Below are 18,607 nucleotides of genomic sequence, written 5' to 3'. Positions count from 1 at the left end.
GATGGGTGGAAGTTTGTAACCAAAAATACGAAATAATTAGACATGAGTCATACTTTGCAGGGCCAAGATTAGTTTCGATAAGAGCTTGTCTTGTATAGTCATCAAGTTGATTGGAAACCTGCTTAGCCGTGAATTTAGTGCAAAGACACTGAAGCTAAATTACAAAAATGCCTGGTGGTGATGATGAATACCCTTGATAAAATTACTAATAATTTGGAAAGTTTCAGTAAATCAGAGCGTAAAGTTGCCGAGGTCATTCTGGCCTCCCCGCAGACGGCCATTCACTCCAGTATCGCCACCCTCGCCAAGATGGCCGACGTCAGTGAACCGACCGTCAACCGTTTCTGCCGCCGTCTCGATACCAAAGGCTTTCCCGACTTCAAACTGCATCTGGCCCAGAGCCTGGCCAACGGCACCCCTTATGTGAACCGCCACGTGGAAGCGGACGACGGGCCCGATACCTATACCGCCAAGATCTTCGAATCCACCATGGCCTGTCTGGATGCCGCCAAGAACAGCCTGGATATCTCCGCCATCAATCGTTGCGTCGATATTCTGACCCAGTCCAAGAAGATCAGCTTCTTTGGTCTGGGCGCCTCCTCCGCCGTCGCCCGCGACGCCCAGAACAAGTTCTTCCGCTTCAACATCCCTGTGGTGAGCTTCGATGACATCGTCATGATGCGCATGAGCTGCATCAACAGCAGCGAAGGGGACGTGGTGGTGCTCATCTCCCACACAGGCCGCACCAAGGCGCTGGTGGAGATCGCCGCGCTGGCCCGCGAGAACGACGCTACCGTCATCGGCATGACCGCCAAGGATTCCCCGCTGGCCCGCGAGTGCAACCTGGTGCTTTCCATGGATGTGCCGGAAGACACTGATGTCTACATGCCGATGGCGTCTCGCATCGCCCAGCTGGCCCTGGTAGACGTGCTGGCGACCGGTTTTACCCTGCGCCGTGGCATGAAATTTCGCGAAAACCTGAAGAAAGTCAAAGAAGGTTTGCGCGAATCCCGCTTTGATACCCCCCACTCTTCCTGACGAGCGGGGGCCCTGGCCCCCGGCTGTCTATGCCACCTTCCTTGGTGTAGTATTGTAATTTAGTAACAAAAGCCACCCAGATGGCTTGCAAGCGGGTGCAATGGGCCATGCGCTTGACGGGGCAGTATTTCAAGTCATATCAACTTCAAACTGGAGTCTTTCATGCCAAGACGTACAAAGATTGTAACCACACTCGGTCCGGCCACCGATCGCGAGGGGATCCTCGAGGGGATCATCCGTGCCGGCGCCGACATGGTGCGGATGAACTTCTCCCACGGCACCGCTGAAGACCACATACTGCGCGCCAACCAGGTGCGCGACATCGCCGCCAAGCTGGGCCGTCACGTCGCCATCATGGGTGACCTGCAGGGCCCCAAGATCCGCGTCTCCACCTTCAAGGATGGCAAGGTCTATCTGGCCATAGGCGACAAGTTCATTCTCGATGCCGCGCTCGGCAAGGGTGAAGGCTGTCAGGAACAGGTCGGCATCGACTACAAGAGCCTGCCCGATGACGTGATCGCCGGCGATATACTGCTGCTGGACGATGGTCGCGTGCAGCTGAAGGTGGAGCAGGTCGAAGGCACCCGTATTCACACCACTGTGACTGTGGCGGGCCCCCTCTCCAACAACAAGGGCATCAACAAGAAAGGCGGCGGTCTCTCCGCCCCGGCCCTGACCGAGAAGGACAAGGAAGACATCAAGACAGCCGCCCTGATGAACGTGGACTACCTGGCCGTCTCCTTCCCCCGTTGTGGCGATGACCTGCGCTACGCCCGCGAACTGGCCCGCGAGGCCGGCTCCAACGCCAAGATAGTGGCCAAGGTCGAGCGCGCCGAAACCGTCGCCACCGACGAGGCGATGGAAGACATCATCCTCGGCTCCGACGCCGTCATGGTGGCCCGTGGCGATCTCGGCGTCGAGATCGGCGATCCCGAGCTGGTCGGCGTACAGAAGAAGCTGATCCGTCACTCCCGCCGTCTGAACCGCGTGGTCATCACAGCAACCCAGATGATGGAGTCCATGATCAACGCCCCGCTGCCGACCCGCGCCGAAGTGATGGACGTGGCCAACGCAGTGCTGGACGGGACCGATGCCGTCATGCTCTCCGCCGAGACCGCCGCCGGCCAGTTCCCCATCGAGACTGTGACCTCCATGGCCAGCGTCTGCGTGGGCGCCGAGAAGCACCCGAGCCTGAACGTCTCCAACCACCGCATGAGCTACACCTTCACCTCGGTGGAAGAGGCGGTCGCCATGTCGACCATGTACGCCGCCAACCACCTGGAAGGGGTCAAGGCAATCGTGGCACTGACCGAATCAGGCACCACACCGCTGCTGATGTCCCGCATCAGCTCCGGCCTGCCGATCTTTGCCATGTCACCCCACAACAAGACCCTGGCCTGGACCAACCTCTACCGTGGTGTCACCCCTGTGCTGTTCGACGGCGACGAGACCAAGCCGGTCTATGAAGTGTGCCGCGAGGCGCTGGACGTGCTCAAGGCCAAGGGGCTGGTGCAAAGTGGCGACATGGTGTTGCTTACCCACGGCGACAAGATGGAAACCGTCGGCAGTACCAACACCTGCAAGGTGATGATGGTCGAGTAATCGCCCACCTGGCTGCAACAGAAACGGCTCCCGCGGGAGCCGTTTTTTATGGTGAAACCGCCGCCTCAACCGCGAAACAGTTCGACCTTGTCACCATGGCGCAAGCTGCCGGCACCGCGCACCACCACCCTGTCACCCAGCTTGAGCGCCCCGCTCACCGCCACCTGCTGGCTGTCGCCAAACAGCACTGTTACCGGCACCCGGTTCACTTTCAGATCCTTGCCGCTCTGCTCCACCTGATAGACAACGCTCCCCTCGGTATTGAGCACCAGCGCATCGCGCGGCAACAGCATGGTCTGCTGCTCACCCAGCGGCAGCGCCACCCGCACCGGCGATCCTATGATGAAGCAGCCCGCTTCGGGCTTGAGGCGCAGCTCGATGAGGCGCGACTTGGGATCGGCGCTCACCGCTCGCTGGTAATAGACACCGTGACCGCTGAGCTGCTCCCCTTCCACCCGCAGCCGGGTCTGGGGTGCCAGCTGACCGGCCCAGATGATGGGAGCCTGCAGGCGTATGTCGGGCTGATCCGGATTGACCAGCTCCAGTGCCTGCTCACCGGCATCCACATGCTCTCCCGGCTGGATGAAGTGGTTGTTCACCACCCCGTCGAACGGCGCGAAGATGTGGCTTCTGCGCAGCTGCTCCTCAATCTGGCGCACCTGTACCCGCGCCAGCCGCTCGGCCAGTTCTGCCTGCTCCACCTCGTAGCGCGCCTTGTCATACTGGCTCTGGGAGGTGCTCTTCTGGCGGTGCAGCGTCGCCAGCCGGTCAAACTCGGCGCGGGCGAAGTGCACGTTGCTGGCCCACTTCGCCTGCTCGGCCTGGGCCTGCTCCAGCGAGAGCCGCAGCGCAGCGCTGTCGAGGCGCAGCAGCTCATCCCCCGCCCTGACCCGGCTGCCGAACTCGGCAATCCACTCCACCCGCCCGCTCACCTCGGCACTCAAGGCCGCCTGCTGACGGCTCGCCACAGTGCCGCTGACCCAGATGCTGGCCGCCGCATCCCCCCGGGTCACATCCGCCAGGGTCACCATCTTGCCCTGCGCCAGCACGGGGAACACGCCCCCCGCCAGCAGCGCTGCGCCCACTACCATCCTTGTAAAACCGTGTGTCATCGATGAGCTCCTTGCTCAGGCCCGCTGGCGCAGGGCAAGCGGCACATCGGCACGCTCCCCCAGGCGCAGGAAGGCGGGTAACAGGATCAGGGTAAACAGGGTGCTGCAACTCATGCCGCCGACGATGACGGTGGCCAGCCCCCGGTAGATTTCGCTGCCCTCGCTCGGGCTCAGCATCAGCGGCAACATGCCGAAGATGCTGGTGAGACTGGTCATGGCGATGGGCCGCATCCGGCTTTGCAGGGCATCGGCCACCGCCAGCTGGCGACTCATGCCGTCCCTTTCGGCCATGCGGGTCTGGTGCACCAGCAGGATGGCGTTGTTGACCACCAGCCCCAGCAGGATGACGAAACCTATGATGGTCAAGAGATCCATCGGCAACGGCACCAGCAGGCCGCTCAGGTGCAGCGCCAGCACACCGCCGACGGTGGCGAGCGGCAGGGTCAGCAGCACCAGCACGGCATCCTTGAGGGAGGCAAACACGCCCCACAGCAAGATCAGCAGGATCATCACGGCAAACAGGAAGATGGCCCCCAGATTGTCCAGCGCCTGCTGCAGGCTGTCGGCATTGCCCGAGACTCTCAGCTCGCCGCCGGCGGGCAGCAGCGGCCGGATGGCGGCAAAGCTCTTGCTCTGCAGGGTATCGAGCACCTGCTCCATGCTCATCCCCTCTGGCGGCGAGATCTGCAGGCTGATGCTGCGCCTGCCGTCGGCCCGAAAGATGCTGGCCGGGCCCATGTCGTGCTCCACCCGCAGCAGTTCACCGAGCGGCACTATGCGACCGGACGGGGTCGCCAGCGGCACCGCCTTTAGCTCATCCGGGTTGGCGGAGGCCTGCCCCATCAGCATGATGTCGAGCCTGTCCTCCCCATCGAAATACTCGCCGACCCGCAGCCCGTCGCCGAAGGTCTGGATGATGGCAGGCATGGGGGTACGATCCCAGCCCACCTCGGCGAGGCGCCTGTCTTGCGGCACCAGTCGCAGCTCGGGGGCGGTGAAGTCGAGATCCGGCTGCGGCCTGACCTGAGCCCCCGGCAAGTCTTGCTTGACGATGGCCATGGCGGCCCGTGCCGCCTGGTAGAGCTCAGGCAAAGAGCCGCCCTGCAACAGCAGGGCTATGCCGTTCTCGCTGTCAAAGCCGCCGAACAGCGAACCCTGGCCGCCGAATATCTGGGTATCGGGGATGCCCACCAGCAGCTGCTTCATCAACAGGCTTTCCAGCGCCTTGATTTGGGTTTCATCCTTGGGTCGCACCCCGATCTGGGCGCCGCCCGGGTAACGCAATATGTAGTAGTTCTTGAGGGCCGGCTCCTTCTCCCCCTTCATGTAGGGGGCGAGGCGGGCGATCAGGGTGTCGATCACCTCCTCACGCTGGGCCTTGAGGTTGAAGCCCGGGGTGAAGTTCATCCACACGTCCACCGCATCGCGTTTCACATCCGGCAGGTAGTCCATCTTGGGCAACAGAGCCCAGGTGGCCAGCGCAGGCAGGCTCATCATCAGGGTGATGACGGTCCAGCGGCGGGGGGCCGTACTGGTCCCGCGGATCACATGGCGGGTGGTACGCCGCCACAGCGAGTCATAGGGATCGACCAGTCGCTCGCGCCCCATCCAGCGCGCCGCCACCGCCGGCAGCACGGTCACCGCCACCAGCATGGAGACGGTCACGGCGCAGGCGATGGTGAGCGCGAGATCGGCAAACAGCTGCCCCTCCACGTCGTTGAGCAGCAACACAGGCAGGAAGATGGCGACCGTGGTCAGGGTGGAGGCCACCAGCGCGGTCCACACCTGTCGGGTCCCCTCCAGCGCTGCCTCCGCCTTGCTCAGATCCCCGCGCTCATGGCGCCGGTAGATACTCTCCAGCACCACTATGGCGGCATCGAGCACCATGCCGACCGCAAAGGCGACCCCCGCCAGCGAGATGACATTGAGGGTTCTGCCCATCACCTTGAGCAGGCAGAAGGTGAGCATGATGCTGATGGGAATGGCGAGCGCTATCATCAGGGTCGCCTTGAGCTGGCGCAGGAAGACCCAGAGGATGGCGCAGGAGAGCAGCACGCCGAGCCCCAGATTGGCGGTCACCATGCCCACCGCCCGATTGATGTAGAGGGAGGCGTCGAACGACTGCTCCATGTGCAGCCCGACCGGCTCCAGCACCTCACGGTTTAGCTCGCCCACCTTGAGCTTGATCGCCTCCAGCGCCGCCAGGGCGTTGGCACCGCTCTCCTTGAAGATCTGCGCCGCGATGGCTGTGTTGCCGTTCTGGATGCGCAGCACAGGGTTCTCCTCCCGGGCCAGCCTGACCTCGGCCACATCCCGCAGGTAGATGGGCAGTCCGTCGCGCCAGTCCACCACCTTGTCCCCCAGCGTCTCCACATCGTAGCGACCGGCGAAGCGCAGCTTGTACTCCCAGCGACCTATGTCGAGGGTGCCGGCGGAGACGTCCCAGCCTGTGCTGGCCCGGCTGGCGAGCACGGGGATCTCCACCCCCAGCTCGGCGGCGCGGTAAGGGTCGAAGCGGATCTGGATCTGGCGCTCGTTGATCCCCTCTATGTCGACCGTCGACACCCCGGGGATCCGCTCCAGATCCGGCTTGACCCGCGCCTCGATCAGCGCCTGATGATCGTCGATCTGCCCCTTGGCGCCGGGCAGTTGCTGGATGAAGAAGAAGGTGAGGGTGTCGTTGCTGCTGTAGTTGTTGACGTAGGGGCCGCCAATCTTGTCCGGCAGGCCGGAGACCCGGTTCAGACGGGAGATGACGTCGAGCTGGGCCCGCTGCATGTCGGTGCCGAGGGCAAACTCCAGATCTATCTCGGTGAAGCCGGGGAAGCTGTTGCTGGTGAGGTTCTTGAGCCCCTGCACCCCCTGCATCTCCTGCTCGATGGGGTCTGTGATTTCCGACTCCATCTCCTGAGGCGAGGCCGAGCGCCAGTCCACCGAGATGTTGAGGTGCGGGCGGTCTATGTCGGGGAACAGCTGGATCGGCAGCCCCCGGATGCTGAGCAGGCCCAGCAGAAAAATCAGCACGATCGAAACCGCCACCCAGATGGGGCGTTCGATCGCCGTTTTGGCGAGGTTCATTCACTCTTCCTGAGTTTGTTGTTGTCGGCCATTCCGCTGGCCTTGCTTCCTGCCCCAAGGGTGGGGGCCATTGCATTAAACTGGAATTAATCGAGGTTGTAAATGCGTGGTTAACAAACAAAAAAACCGGCCAACTCGGCCGGTTTCTCATCAGGTTCAGTGATGGCAATAGACTCAGGCGGCATGCACCACAGGGTTCGGCTGAGACAGACCTTCCAACTCGCCAGGGGCGAAGTTGTCCACCTGGATCGCCTCATAGCGCAGGGCATCGGCGGCCAGCAGCTTGTCGGCCTCGTCCTTGCTCAGGATGGACTGGGACAGGGCAGCCGCGACCAGCTCGGGCAGGGCCATCTTGCGGGGCAACTTGCCCTCTTTCTGGGCCTGCACCAGCTTCTTCTCGTAAGGCTGTACCGCCACCATGGCCAGGAAGGCGCGATCCATCAGACCGACCGGATCCGCATCATCCTTGCCCACGTAGCAGAGCGCCGTCAGACGGTCGCGGAACTCGCCCGGCGTCATCATGGCCAGACAGATGGCGTGGCAGCGATCGTCCGCCGGCATCTGGTAACCCACACCGAACGGGAACACCACCCGCTTGAGCACGGCACCCGCCACCTTGTTCGGGAAGTTCTGGAAGAAGCCCTCGAACGCCTTGCCGATCAGGTAGAGGTTGCGCTCCACCGCATACTGCACGAACGGCAGATCGGAGACCATGCGGCCCTGATCCTCGTAGTGCTTGAGGGTGGAGGACGCGAGGTAGAGGTGGCTCAGCACGTCACCCAGACGAGCGGAGATCATCTCCTTGCGCTTGAGATCGCCACCCAGCATCAGCATGGAGACGTCGGCACAGAGTGCCAGCCCCTTGCTCATCCGTGACAGCTGCTTGTAGTAACGGGCGGTCTCGCCGCTCACCGGGGAGCCGTTGAACTGGCCCAGGGTCAGCCCCTGGAACAGGGAACCGAAGAAGTTGCCGGTACCGAAGGCGATGTGCTTCAGCAGCAGGGCGTCAAACTTCTCGAGGCCGCGCTCCACGTCCGTGTCGGCGGCAGCTTCCAGCTCGGCAAACACATAGGGATGGCAGCGAGTGGCGCCCTGCCCGAAGATCATCAGGTTGCGGGTCAGTATGTTGGCCCCTTCCACCGTGATGGCCACCGGAATGCCCATGTAGGCGTAACCCGTGTAGTTCTTCGGACCCAGCTGGATGGCTCGGCCGGCATGGATGTCCATGGAGTCATCCATGACCTGGCGCGCCATTTCGGTCATGTGGTACTTGGAGATCGCGGTGACGATAGCCGGTGCCTGCCCCAAGTCCAGCGAACCGGCCGTCATGCGACGGGCCCCTTCCAGCTGATAGGTCAGGCCGCCGATGCGGGCCAGCGCCTCTTGCACCCCTTCGAACTTGCCGATGGACATGCCGAACTGCTTGCGCACATAGGAGTAGGCACTCACGGTGCGGCTCGTCATGTGACCACAGGCGGTACCGAGCGCAGGCAGCGAGATGCCGCGACCGGCGGAGAGGCACTCCACCAGCATGCGCCAGCCGCGGCCGGCGTAATCCGGGCCACCTATGATCCAGTCCAGCGGAATGAACACATCCTTGCCGAAGGTCGGACCGTTCAGGAACGCCAGCCCCATGGGGTAGTGGCGATCACCCACGCGCACGCCGGGGTGGCTGGTCGGGATCAGGGCGCAGGTGATGCCCAGCTCTTCCTTGTCACCCAGCAGTTTTTCCGGGTCATACATCTTGAACGCCAGACCCAGCACTGTGGCACGGGGGGCCAGGGTGATGTAACGCTTGTTCCAGTTCAGGCGGATGCCAAGCACCTCTTCACCCTTGTGCATCCCCTTGCAGACGATCCCCTTGTCCGGGATGGCGCCCGCGTCCGAGCCCGCTTCCGGGCCGGTCAGGGCAAAACAGGGCACTTCCTTGCCATTGGCCAGCCCCGGCAGCCAGAAATCCTTCTGGGCCTGGGTGCCGTAGTGCATCAGCAGCTCGCCCGGGCCAAGTGAGTTCGGCACCATGACGGTGACCGCCACGCTCAGGCTCTTGGTGGCGATGCGGGTGACTATGGTGGAGTTGGCAATCGCCGAGAACTCGCGGCCCCCGTAGGATTTCGGGATGATCAGGGCGAAGAAGCCTTCCTTCTTCAGATAGTCCCACACCGGCTCCGGCAGGTCTTTGGTTTCATTGACGATCTTGAAGTCGTCGACCATGGCGAGCAGGGTCTCGACCTGATTGTCGATGAAGGCCTGCTCCTCGGCGGTCAGCTCGGCCTTGCCGTAACCGTGCAGTTTTTTCCAGTCGGGGTTGCCGCGAAACAACTCGCCATCCCACCAGACGGAGCCGGCTTCCATGGCCTCCCGTTCGGTGGCCGACAGGGGCGGCAGTATCTTCTTGAAGATGCCGAACACGGGACGGGTTACCACCTTTTTGCGGATGGAGGGCACGCCGAGCACAACGGCTATCGCCAGCACCAGCAGGATAAGCAATGTGATCATACTCAAGTTCCTTCTATTTCACTGTTTCCGTTGATTTATTGTTGGTTGTTACACGGCCAGGGAGAGCCTGGTCGACTCCACGGGCGCCCCGACACCGGACGCCAGATAAGGAATTACGTTGCGCACCAGCCCTTCCACATCGAGCTGCTGGCCAAAGTCGGCCAGGGCGATGTCGCGTAGCGCATCGGCGGAGGCCATGGTGAACACGACAGTGCCCAGGGTGAAGTGCAGCCGCCAGAACAGATCCGCCGGTGACAGAGACGGATTGGCCTTGGAGATCGCCTGGGTGATCCGCAGCAAAATGGGGCCATAGTGAGCCGTGATGAAGCGGCGCAGGTGGCCCTGGCTGTCGATGTAGCCACGCCCCAGCAGCTGCATGAAGATGGCGGGACCATTGGTGCGCACCGCCACCAGCTTCATCAGGGGATCGACGAAGCTCTCGAACACTTGCAGCAGAGTCAGCTGCTCCTGCTCCATCAGGGTATTCAGGCGCGCATCCAGCTCGGGCATGAACAGGCTCAGGTAGCGATCGAGCACCGCCTGGATCAGCTCCTTCTTGGAACCGAAGTGGTAGTTGACCGACGCCAGGTTGACGTCGGCCTCGCTGGTGATCAGACGCAAAGAGGTATCGGCGAACCCCCGTTCGGCAAACAACACCTCGGCGGCATCGAGAATACGGTTTTTGGTATCGATTTTACTCACAGGACACCTCACTTAAACGAATGTTTAAAAAGTACGTTTCACAACCTTTTATGTCAAGAGAATGTGAACAGGTGTTAGTGGAATGTTTTTGCTAAAAAATGGAGAACAAGGCGGGAACTTAGCTGACAAACAACACTCTATATCTATGCCACTGCAATTAAACATTAAGTCTCGCCCAACCTGCTCCATGCTAGTTGGGCATTTTTTTGCCCTGTTGGTGTTGGTGACGATGCGCGGGCAAAAAAGCAAAAAAAACCGTCGCAGGGAGCGACGGCGGGGAAAAGAGGTTGCACCATCCTGATCCAACCCATCGATGCGAGTTCAGGCTTTCATCGATTCATCCATCATGGCGGCCAAGCGTGTTCAAACTTTGTCAACGCCCCCGCAATTTGTGACAAAGTATGACAAGCCACAACATGGTCTCGACCCGCCGCCTTTGCTATGCTGGCGCCTCACGCCAGAAGGGGAGAGAAGATGAAGTATACGGTCGATACCCACACCCATACCGTCGCCAGCACCCACGCTTACAGCACCATTCACGACTATCTGCCCATCGCCAGGGCGAAGGGGATCAAGCTGTTTGCCACCACGGATCACGGCCCCGACATGGCCGATGCCCCCCACTTCTGGCACTTCGTCAATCTGCATGTGCTGCCACGGGTGGTCGACGGGGTCGGCATACTGCGTGGCATCGAAGCCAACATCAAAAATATCGACGGTGAAATCGACTTCCCCGAGCGCTATGAGTCTCGGCTCGACATGATAATGGCGGGCTTCCACGAACCTGTATTTCCCCCCTGCGATCAGGCAACCCATACCCAGGCCATGATCAACGCCATCAGGAGCGGTCGGGTCGACATGATAAGCCACCCGGGCAACCCAGCCTTCCCCATCGACATCCAGGCCGTGGTCAAGGCCGCCGCCGAATACCGAGTGGCGCTGGAGCTCAACAACTCCTCCTTCAGCCATTCCCGTCCGGGTAGCGAGAGCAACTGCCGCGCCATCGTCGAAGCGGCGCGCGATCTGGGTGCCTATCTCACTTTCGGCTCCGACTCCCACGTGGCCTTCAGCCTGGGGGATTTCGAGCACTGCCACCGGCTGGTAACCGAGGCCGGCTTCCCAGAAGAGCGGATCCTGGCGCGATCTCCCCGCGCCCTGCTCGATTTTCTCGAAAGCCGCGGCCGCGCCCATATTCCGGAGTTTGCCAACCTCTAACATTGCCCGTAACTCCATGAGCTCACTCATAAAATTGATGTCAGCTCATTGACTTGCCCCACTGTTTTCGGGAATCTAGTGCCACGCCGGTATAGCTCAGTTGGTAGAGCAGCGCATTCGTAATGCGAAGGTCGGGGGTTCGACTCCTCTTACCGGCACCAGATCTCGCAAACAACAACGCCGCATATCTTATGCGGCGTTGTTGTTTGTACGACTCTCAGGCTTGCATCGTACTGGTCGGTATGGACATGCCCCGCCGTACGAGCCCCTTCATTTTCCTCTATGGCCAGCAACGCGAACAGGGTTGCCTGACCGAGCAGCTGGTATGTCAAACCAGGGCCTTGTCTATATCAGCAACAGATTGTCCTGCTGACGGGTAGCGGTCACCAGCACCGGGATGGACTTGGAGGTGGGGGTAAACGAACCCTCCCCTATGCTGTCGATGGGCACCAGCGGGTTGGTTTCGGGATAGTAGGCCGCGATATTGCCCTGCGGGATCTCGTAGATCACCACGTTGAATCCGGTCACAATCCGCTCGCGCCCGTCGCTGCAGATGGCCGCCATATCGACCCTGTCCCCTTCGGCAAAGCCCAGACGGCGGGCATCTTCCCCGTTCATAAACACCACGTTGCGCTGGCCCTTGATGCCGCGATAGCGATCGTCCATGCCGTAGATGGTGGTGTTGTACTGATCGTGGGAGCGCAAGCTCTGCAGCAGCAAGACCGGCTGATCGCTCATCTGTTCGGCATGGCGGGTACACTCTGGCAACACAGAGTGCGGCAGGGAGCTGGCACGAAACTCGGCGCTGCCGCTGGCGGTATTCCACGTCAGTTGCGCCGCGGAGTTGTCCAGATGAAAGCCGCACGGCTGCTGGATGCGCGCATTGAAATCGGTAAAACCGGCGATGGTCTGCTCGATGAGATCGCGAATGCGTCCATAGTCATCGCGCAGGGCGAGCCAGTCGACAATTTTGCTACCCACAGTGGTATGGGCCATCCGCGCCACTATGTCGGTCTCTGACAAGCAGAGCGGCGACACTGGCTCGGCTGCACCGGTCGAGGCGTGCACCATGCTGAAGGTGTCCTCCACCGTGATCTTCTGGTTGCCGGTGCGCTGGATATCGAGCTCGGTGCGGCCGAGGCAGGGCAGGATCAACGCCGCCTTGCCCACCTGCAGATGGCTGCGGTTGAGCTTGGTGCTGATCTGCACATTGAGCAGCGCCTTCTTCATGGCCCCGTAGGTGAAATCAGTATCGGGGGCCGCTGCGGCCAGATTGCCGCCCAGGCAGATGAGCACCTTGCTCTTGCCTTCGTGCAGCGCCTTGAGCGCCTCATAGACATTGTGGCCACGAGCCCGCGGCAGGCTCACCCGCAGGTGACGCTCGAGCCGGTCGATAAAGGCGGCTGTGGGCTTTTCGTTGATCCCCATGGTGCGGTTGCCCTGCACGTTGCTGTGGCCTCGTACCGGACAGAGCCCAGCCCCCGGCTTGCCCATCTGGCCACGCATCAGGTGCAGGTTGACGATTTCGCGGATGGTGTCGACCGAGTGCAGATGCTGGGTCAGCCCCATGGCCCAGCAGCTGATGACGCTGCGGCTGGCGGCAAACACGCGGGCCGCCTGCACTATGTCGTCTCGGATCAGCCCGGATTGCAGCTCGATCTCGGCCCAGCCGGTGGCGCGCACCTGCGCCTCATACTCGTCAAAATGGCGGGTGTGGCGGGCGATGAAGTCGCGATCCACCACCTCTGGCGCCTCTTCCAGCATGTATTTGGCCATGCCGCGGATGGCGGCCATGTCGCCGCCCAGCTTTGGCGTCAGATATTGATGGCTGATGGTGGTGGCTGCCGGGGTCAGCAGCTCGAGCGGACTTTGCGGACTGGCAAAGCGCTCGAGAGCCACCTCTTTGAGGTTGTTGAAGCTGACAATCTTGCAGCCATTTCGCGCCGCCTGGCGCAGGGCATTCATCATGCGCGGATGGTTGGTACCCGGATTCTGGCCATAGACGAACACGGCCTCGGCACGGTCAAAATCATCCAGCACCACAGTGCCCTTGCCGATGCCGACCGACTGAGTCAGCGCCACCCCGCTCGCCTCGTGGCACATGTTGGAGCAGTCCGGGAAGTTGTTGGTGCCAAACAGGCGGCCAAACAGCTGATAGAGGTAGGAGGCCTCGTTGCTGGCGCGGCCCGAGGTATAGAACTCCACCTCGTCCGGGCTGTCGAGCCCCCTGAGGGTATCGGCGATAAACGCAAAGGCGTCGTCCCAGCTTATCGGCTCATAGTGATCGGTCGCCGGATTGTAGCGCAGCGGCTCGGTCAGCCGCCCCTGATACTCCAGCCAGTAATCGCTCTGGGTGGCCAGCTGGCGCACCGAGTGTGCCGCAAAAAACGCGGCTCCCACCGTCTTGCCGGTCGACTCCCAGGCCACCGCCTTGGCGCCGTTTTCGCAGAACTGGAAGGCGCCGTGATCGTTGTCACCCCAGGCGCAGCCCGGGCAGTCGAAGCCATCGGTCTGGTTGACCCGCAGCAGATTCTTGATGTTCTGGCGGGTCTTCTGGCTGCGCAACACCTGCTTCATGGTGGACTGCAGGGACGAAAAACCGCCTGCTTTGGCAGGCTTTTCAATATGGCTCATGGCACTCTCCGATGGGATCCGCCGGGCGATAGCTGGAGTAGCTGACCGGGGCATCAAACTTGGGAATATGGATGACGTTGAGGTTGTATTTGAGGGCCAACCTGACCGCCAACTGGCTGGGTGACGCCAGGCAGACGAGGTGACGAGCGCCGAACAGCGCCGCTTTTTGCACCAGCTCACTGCCGCAGCGGCTGGTCACCACCAGGGTGTCGCAGGGGAGTTTCTGGCGCAGCAAGAGGCCGATCAGCTTGTCGAGGGCATTGTGACGCCCTATATCTTCGCGGCAGTGGAGGATCTGCCCCTGCTCATCCAGCGCCAGCGCCGCATGCAGGGCGCCGGAGTGTTGCCCCTTGAGCTGCCACTGGGCGATTTGCGGCCGCAGTTCGGCCAACAGCGTAACATCAAGGGGCAGAGTCATCGACAATGGCCGAAGAGCGGGAAATGCCTGCTCGACCGCCTCCACCCCGCAGATGCCGCAACCGGTCGCACCGGTCAGCCTGCGCCGACGCAGCTGTAGCCGCGCCAGACAGCGGTTGGCGATGGTAACATCCAGCACAAAGCCATGTTCAGCGGGGGATACCCGAATATCGTGCACATCGTGGTTGTGCCCGATGATCGACTCGCAGAACAGAAATCCGATGGCAAAATCGTCGAGATCGTCCGGGGTCGCCATCATCACCGCATGGTTGATGCCATTGATATTGATGGAGACCGCCACCTCCTCCACCAGATGATCGAGCGAAGGCGAGGCAGGTGGATTGGCAGGGGTGCCGACTAAGCAGGGCGCAGGCATGAAGGGTTGGCCTAAAAATGCAAACTGCATTCAAGTTTAGAGAGCCCGGCAGTGCAAAACCAATGAATTAAATCTATCTCCCAATAGAATCCCTCTATTGACGATGAATTTTCAATTGATTAATTTTAACTATCACCCCGCCAGACGCCTCGCAAGATCGCGATGAACATCAAGCAACTGCACTATTTTCACGAACTGGCCAAGCATCGGCATTTTGCCAAGGCCGCCAAAGCCTGCCACATCACCCAGCCGACCCTGTCGGCCAGCATCACGGCGCTGGAGAAAAACCTGGGCACGGATCTGGTGGTGCGCACCAGCCAGTTCGTCGCTCTCACCGAAGCGGGCGAGCTGGTGCGCCAGTACGCCGAGCGGATGCTGCTGGAACAGGAGGCGCTCAAGCAGGAGCTGGCGCTGTTTCACGGCGAGTTGTCTGGCACCTTGCGCATCGGCATAGTGCCCCAATCCAATGTCGACATAATGCCGCTCATCGCCAGGTGCAAGCAGCGCTACCCCGATATCGTCATCCGTCTGTCGGTGCTGAGCAATGAGGCCCTGCTGTCACAGCTGGCGCTGCACCAGTGCGACATAGGTCTGGGGTTTGACGAGCCCCCGGGCGAACCTGGCAGGCGCGCCTTTCACGTTTACCCTCAGGGTCACAACCGGATGGCAGTGTTGATGAACCGCGGCGCGGCAGAGCCCCTCCCCTCCTCCGAGCCCATGACCCTGGCCAGCCTGCAACACAGACCCCTGGTACTGCCAAGCCGCTCCATGCAGTTTCGCAGATACCTGGATCTTGCCGCCGAGCGAGCGGGGATCCCGCTCAAGGTGGTGCTGGAGACAGACTCCCTGTTCCACCTGGTGAGTGCGGTGCGCCATCGGCTGGGCTGGGCCATCGTCAGCGCGGGCCTCGCCCGCTCAGCCAGCCAGCTCTCGGATCTGGTCTGCCAGCCCCTTGAGCCGCTCGAGGCCGGCAGCACCGTCTTTCTTACTCGCCAGCACAGCATCACCCCCGCCATACGCGCCTTCCTTGCACTGGTAACAGAAGCAGCAACCAGTACCAACAGTGCAGATTGACCCGCTCCGGGGCTGGCGCTATCCCCACACTCGCCAAGGTAGCTATTTGTAACAGGGGCTCGTCCATGCTCTCGTTGCCAACGATGGCGGGCCTGCCACAAACGGGCCTGGCCTGCCCCCTGCAGCTTGAGCAAGATGCCGCCTGTGTCTGGGGATCCACTCCATGAAGGCGCGCTGCGGTGGGCCTGCGTGCCATAACCATTGATTTCAGGCAACAAAAAACCCGCAAGGCGGGCGCGTTGCGGGTCTTCTGCAGCTTGTCGACATGAGCCAGACAAGGAATATGGCGGAGAGACAGGGATTCGAACCCTGGGTGGTATTGCTACCACAATTGATTTCGAGTCAATCCCGTTCGGCCACTCCGGCATCTCTCCACAGGGCTTCATTCTTACCGAACCCGGTCAGGTAAATCAACCTGAATCTCTTTAAAGATCAAACGACTGCCTATAAAACAGGCAGGGAACACAGTTTTTACCGTGGGCCTGCACATGGCACGTCGACGACTCTTTGGCGCAGGCCCAAGATCCAGTCCCATAGGCAGCCTGGCGACTGTGATACCCCCCTGCAACAGGCCTGCTCGGGTTGCGGTATATCCCATCATGGGCAGTGTTCATCCAAGGTTATCCGGCACTGTACTAAAAAGGTGTGGGAAGTCGTCAAAAGGGGCTTTTTTCTAAACGAGACTCCTCTGTAGCCCTTGTGGGGCGGGCTGGTAATCAGGAGTGGATTGGTTAACAATTTCACCTCTTTTTTCAGGGCGGGCAGTGACCGGCCCTCACGCCATTTGACAGGAAGTACCATGTTCAATGCACGAATCGTCTCACTGCTGCTGATGACAGCCAGCCTCTGGAGCGCGCCAACCTGGGCCACGACCTATCCCTTGCCACCGGCAGGCAGCCGTTTGATTGGCGAGCTGGAGGACTACATAGTCCAGCCGGACGAACACCTTGAACTGATCGGCAAGCACACCCAGATTGGTTTTTTGGCACTGCTCGAGGCAAATCCCGGGGTTGACCCCTATTTACCCAAACCTGGCACCAGCTTGACCCTGCCGACCCAGATGCTGCTGCCGGATGTGCCAAGAGAAGGCATTGTCATCAACCTGCCCGAACTGCGTCTCTACTACTTCCCCAAGGGAAAAAATGAGGTGATCGTCTTGCCCATCGGCATTGGCGACATAGGGCGGGAAACCCCTGAGATGACCACGACCGTGATCGCCAAGAATCCCAACCCGACCTGGGTACCCGGCCCCATGGTGCGCAAATCCTGGCTGGAGCAGAAGGGGATCACCCTGCCCGCGGTGGTGCCGCCAGGCCCGGACAATCCCCTCGGCAAGTTCGCCATGCGCCTGGGTTACGGCAAGCAGGACTACCTCATTCACGGCACCAACAAGGAGTTTGGCGTCGGCCTGCGGGTCAGCGCGGGCTGTATTCGCCTGCGCCCCGATGATATCGAGGCCCTGTTCAACATAGTTCCCCTCGGCACTCAGGTACGGGTGATCAACCAGCCGGTCAAGACCGCCAGCGAGCCCGATGGCCGCCACTGGCTGGAGGTCCACTCCCCCCTCTCTCGCACCGAACTGGAACTGGAGCAGGGCGCCCCCCTGATCCTCTCACCCGAGGTAGAGGCCTTTATCGCAGCGTCCGAGATCGACGGTGACAAGGTGGCTGCCGTGCTGAACAATAAGAACGGCATTCCACGCCCCGTCAGCGGCTAACGGCAACCCTGTGTGCATGAAGGACTTTCCATGAGATACCGCTTCTGGTGCTTGCTCTCCCTGTTGCTCAGCCCGATGGCGCTGGCCGACATCCTCTGGATGGACAACGGTGACCGGCTGACCGGCACCATAGAGGAGATCACGGATGAACAGGTACGCATAGCGCTGCCCTACAGCTCGCCGGTGACGGTCAAGCGCAAGGCGGTCAAACGCTGGCGTATCGAGAAGCAGGACAAGCCAAGACCGACGGTGAAGACCGGCATTACCCTGCTCGCCCTCACGCCGGATGACAAGAAAGCCTGGCTGTGGACCGGCAGCAGCGACCTGAACGTGAAGCTGAAACACAACGACAAGCAGACCAACAACGTCAATCTGAAGGCCTCTACCGAAGTGGCCAACCTCGACTGGCGCTATACGCTGGATGGGGAGTACATCTACGAGACGGCCAACAACGTCACCAACAGCCATGAGTATCGGCTCAAGCCCATGCTGGACTTCTTCTTCGACCAGCGCTGGTTTCTGCGCTCAGCCGTCGACTTTGAATACCAGATGCTGGACCCCGAATACATGGATATGGGCTATGTGACCGGACCTGGTTACCGGTTCTGGAACGACAAGCGGCGACGGCTGGAGCTGATCAGCCAGGCCGGACTGGAGCGTTCCTACTTCCGGCCGGGTTATTGGGACGACTTCATCATCCCCGATATTTTCAACGACAGGATCATCAACTATCCCATGATGGGCCTTGGTTGGGACTACCGCCAACCCGTTGCGCTCTGGTCAGAGCAACTGGAGCTGTTCAGCAAGGGCACCTACAAGCGCTATCTGGACCAGCCCTCACCCTACATCACCCGGGAGCAGGCCGTAAAAGGTAGCCTGGGGATGCGCTACTACTTCAACGATCACCTGCGCCTCTCCTGGTCGAGCGAGCTCGATTGGGAAGACTCCAGATTGGACTATCAAGGCGTTCAGACACCCTTATCAGACAAAGAGTGGCGTCATCTGATAAGCCTGGGGGCCAGCTTCTAGTCAGCAGGGCAAGCCATTCACGGGCGAATGACTGAGCCACAAACAAGCACCATAACGCCATAAACAAAACAGGCTCACCGAGGTGAGCCTGTTTTGTTTCAATGCGATTTATGC

At 61.0% G+C, this 18,607-nt stretch carries 12 protein-coding genes and 2 tRNA genes; 7 read left to right on the top strand and 7 right to left on the bottom strand.

Annotated elements, in window-relative coordinates; genetic code table 11:
* Nucleotides 1-183: 183 nt before the first annotated feature.
* A complete protein-coding gene (locus BN1118_RS00565) occupies nt 184-1,038 on the top strand; it encodes a MurR/RpiR family transcriptional regulator (RefSeq protein WP_165576240.1) in 855 nt (284 codons plus the stop codon).
* A gap of 162 nt (nt 1,039-1,200) precedes the next feature.
* Nucleotides 1,201-2,640, top strand: coding sequence for a pyruvate kinase (gene pyk / locus BN1118_RS00560; protein WP_043134654.1), 1,440 nt, complete (start codon nt 1,201-1,203; stop codon nt 2,638-2,640).
* A gap of 65 nt (nt 2,641-2,705) precedes the next feature.
* Here the strand turns inward: pyk and BN1118_RS00555 are convergent, their stop codons facing one another.
* The 4 genes from BN1118_RS00555 to psrA form a co-directional block, all read right to left on the bottom strand.
* The gene (locus tag BN1118_RS00555) at nt 2,706-3,752 is read right to left on the bottom strand and encodes an efflux RND transporter periplasmic adaptor subunit (protein WP_043554085.1); all 1,047 of its coding nucleotides are present in this window, start codon (nt 3,750-3,752) and stop codon (nt 2,706-2,708) included.
* 15 nt (nt 3,753-3,767) lie between these two features.
* On the bottom strand, nt 3,768-6,830 hold the full coding sequence (locus tag BN1118_RS00550) for an efflux RND transporter permease subunit (RefSeq protein ID WP_043554083.1): 3,063 nt from the start codon (nt 6,828-6,830) through the stop codon (nt 3,768-3,770).
* Between the two features lie 174 nt (nt 6,831-7,004).
* Nucleotides 7,005-9,329 (bottom strand): acyl-CoA dehydrogenase, encoded by a 2,325-nt coding sequence (locus tag BN1118_RS00545; protein ID WP_043554080.1) that lies wholly within the window; start codon nt 9,327-9,329, stop codon nt 7,005-7,007.
* A gap of 48 nt (nt 9,330-9,377) precedes the next feature.
* Nucleotides 9,378-10,031 (bottom strand): TetR family transcriptional repressor PsrA, encoded by a 654-nt coding sequence (gene psrA / locus BN1118_RS00540; RefSeq protein ID WP_043134650.1) that lies wholly within the window; start codon nt 10,029-10,031, stop codon nt 9,378-9,380.
* A gap of 474 nt (nt 10,032-10,505) precedes the next feature.
* Here psrA and BN1118_RS00535 point away from each other — a divergent pair, with 474 nt between their 5' ends.
* Both BN1118_RS00535 and BN1118_RS00530 read left to right on the top strand, forming a co-directional pair.
* On the top strand, nt 10,506-11,246 hold the full coding sequence (locus BN1118_RS00535) for a phosphatase (protein ID WP_043554079.1): 741 nt from the start codon (nt 10,506-10,508) through the stop codon (nt 11,244-11,246).
* Between the two features lie 85 nt (nt 11,247-11,331).
* Nucleotides 11,332-11,407 (top strand) — tRNA-Thr (locus BN1118_RS00530).
* Between the two features lie 184 nt (nt 11,408-11,591).
* Here BN1118_RS00530 and BN1118_RS00525 read toward each other — a convergent pair.
* Together BN1118_RS00525 and fdhD are read right to left on the bottom strand one after the other, a co-directional pair.
* The gene (locus BN1118_RS00525) at nt 11,592-13,880 is read right to left on the bottom strand and encodes an FdhF/YdeP family oxidoreductase (RefSeq protein WP_043554078.1); all 2,289 of its coding nucleotides are present in this window, start codon (nt 13,878-13,880) and stop codon (nt 11,592-11,594) included.
* Nucleotides 13,867-14,673 (bottom strand): formate dehydrogenase accessory sulfurtransferase FdhD, encoded by an 807-nt coding sequence (gene fdhD, locus BN1118_RS00520; RefSeq protein WP_209428849.1) that lies wholly within the window; start codon nt 14,671-14,673, stop codon nt 13,867-13,869. Before fdhD ends, BN1118_RS00525 begins: the two co-directional genes overlap by 14 nt.
* A gap of 162 nt (nt 14,674-14,835) precedes the next feature.
* Here fdhD and BN1118_RS00515 point away from each other — a divergent pair, with 162 nt between their 5' ends.
* Nucleotides 14,836-15,747, top strand: a complete 912-nt coding sequence (locus tag BN1118_RS00515) for a LysR family transcriptional regulator (protein WP_043554073.1) — start codon at nt 14,836-14,838, stop codon at nt 15,745-15,747.
* 284 nt (nt 15,748-16,031) lie between these two features.
* Here BN1118_RS00515 and BN1118_RS00510 read toward each other — a convergent pair.
* Nucleotides 16,032-16,121, bottom strand: a tRNA-Ser gene (locus BN1118_RS00510).
* 425 nt (nt 16,122-16,546) lie between these two features.
* On the opposite strand from BN1118_RS00510, the gene BN1118_RS00505 reads away from it, so the two are divergent.
* Entirely contained in the window at nt 16,547-17,464 is a 918-nt protein-coding gene (locus tag BN1118_RS00505; protein ID WP_043554070.1) for a L,D-transpeptidase family protein, read from the top strand.
* Between the two features lie 30 nt (nt 17,465-17,494).
* Complete coding sequence (locus BN1118_RS00500) at nt 17,495-18,493, top strand: DUF481 domain-containing protein (protein ID WP_043554069.1); 999 nt, start codon at nt 17,495-17,497, stop codon at nt 18,491-18,493.
* The last annotated feature ends 114 nt before the right edge of the window (nt 18,494-18,607 follow it).

The sequence above is a fragment of the Aeromonas bestiarum genome (assembly GCF_000819745.1).
Lineage (GTDB): Bacteria > Pseudomonadota > Gammaproteobacteria > Enterobacterales > Aeromonadaceae > Aeromonas > Aeromonas bestiarum.
The sequence above is the reverse complement of the archived record's forward strand: the minus strand, read 5'-3'. Positions and strand labels throughout refer to the sequence as shown.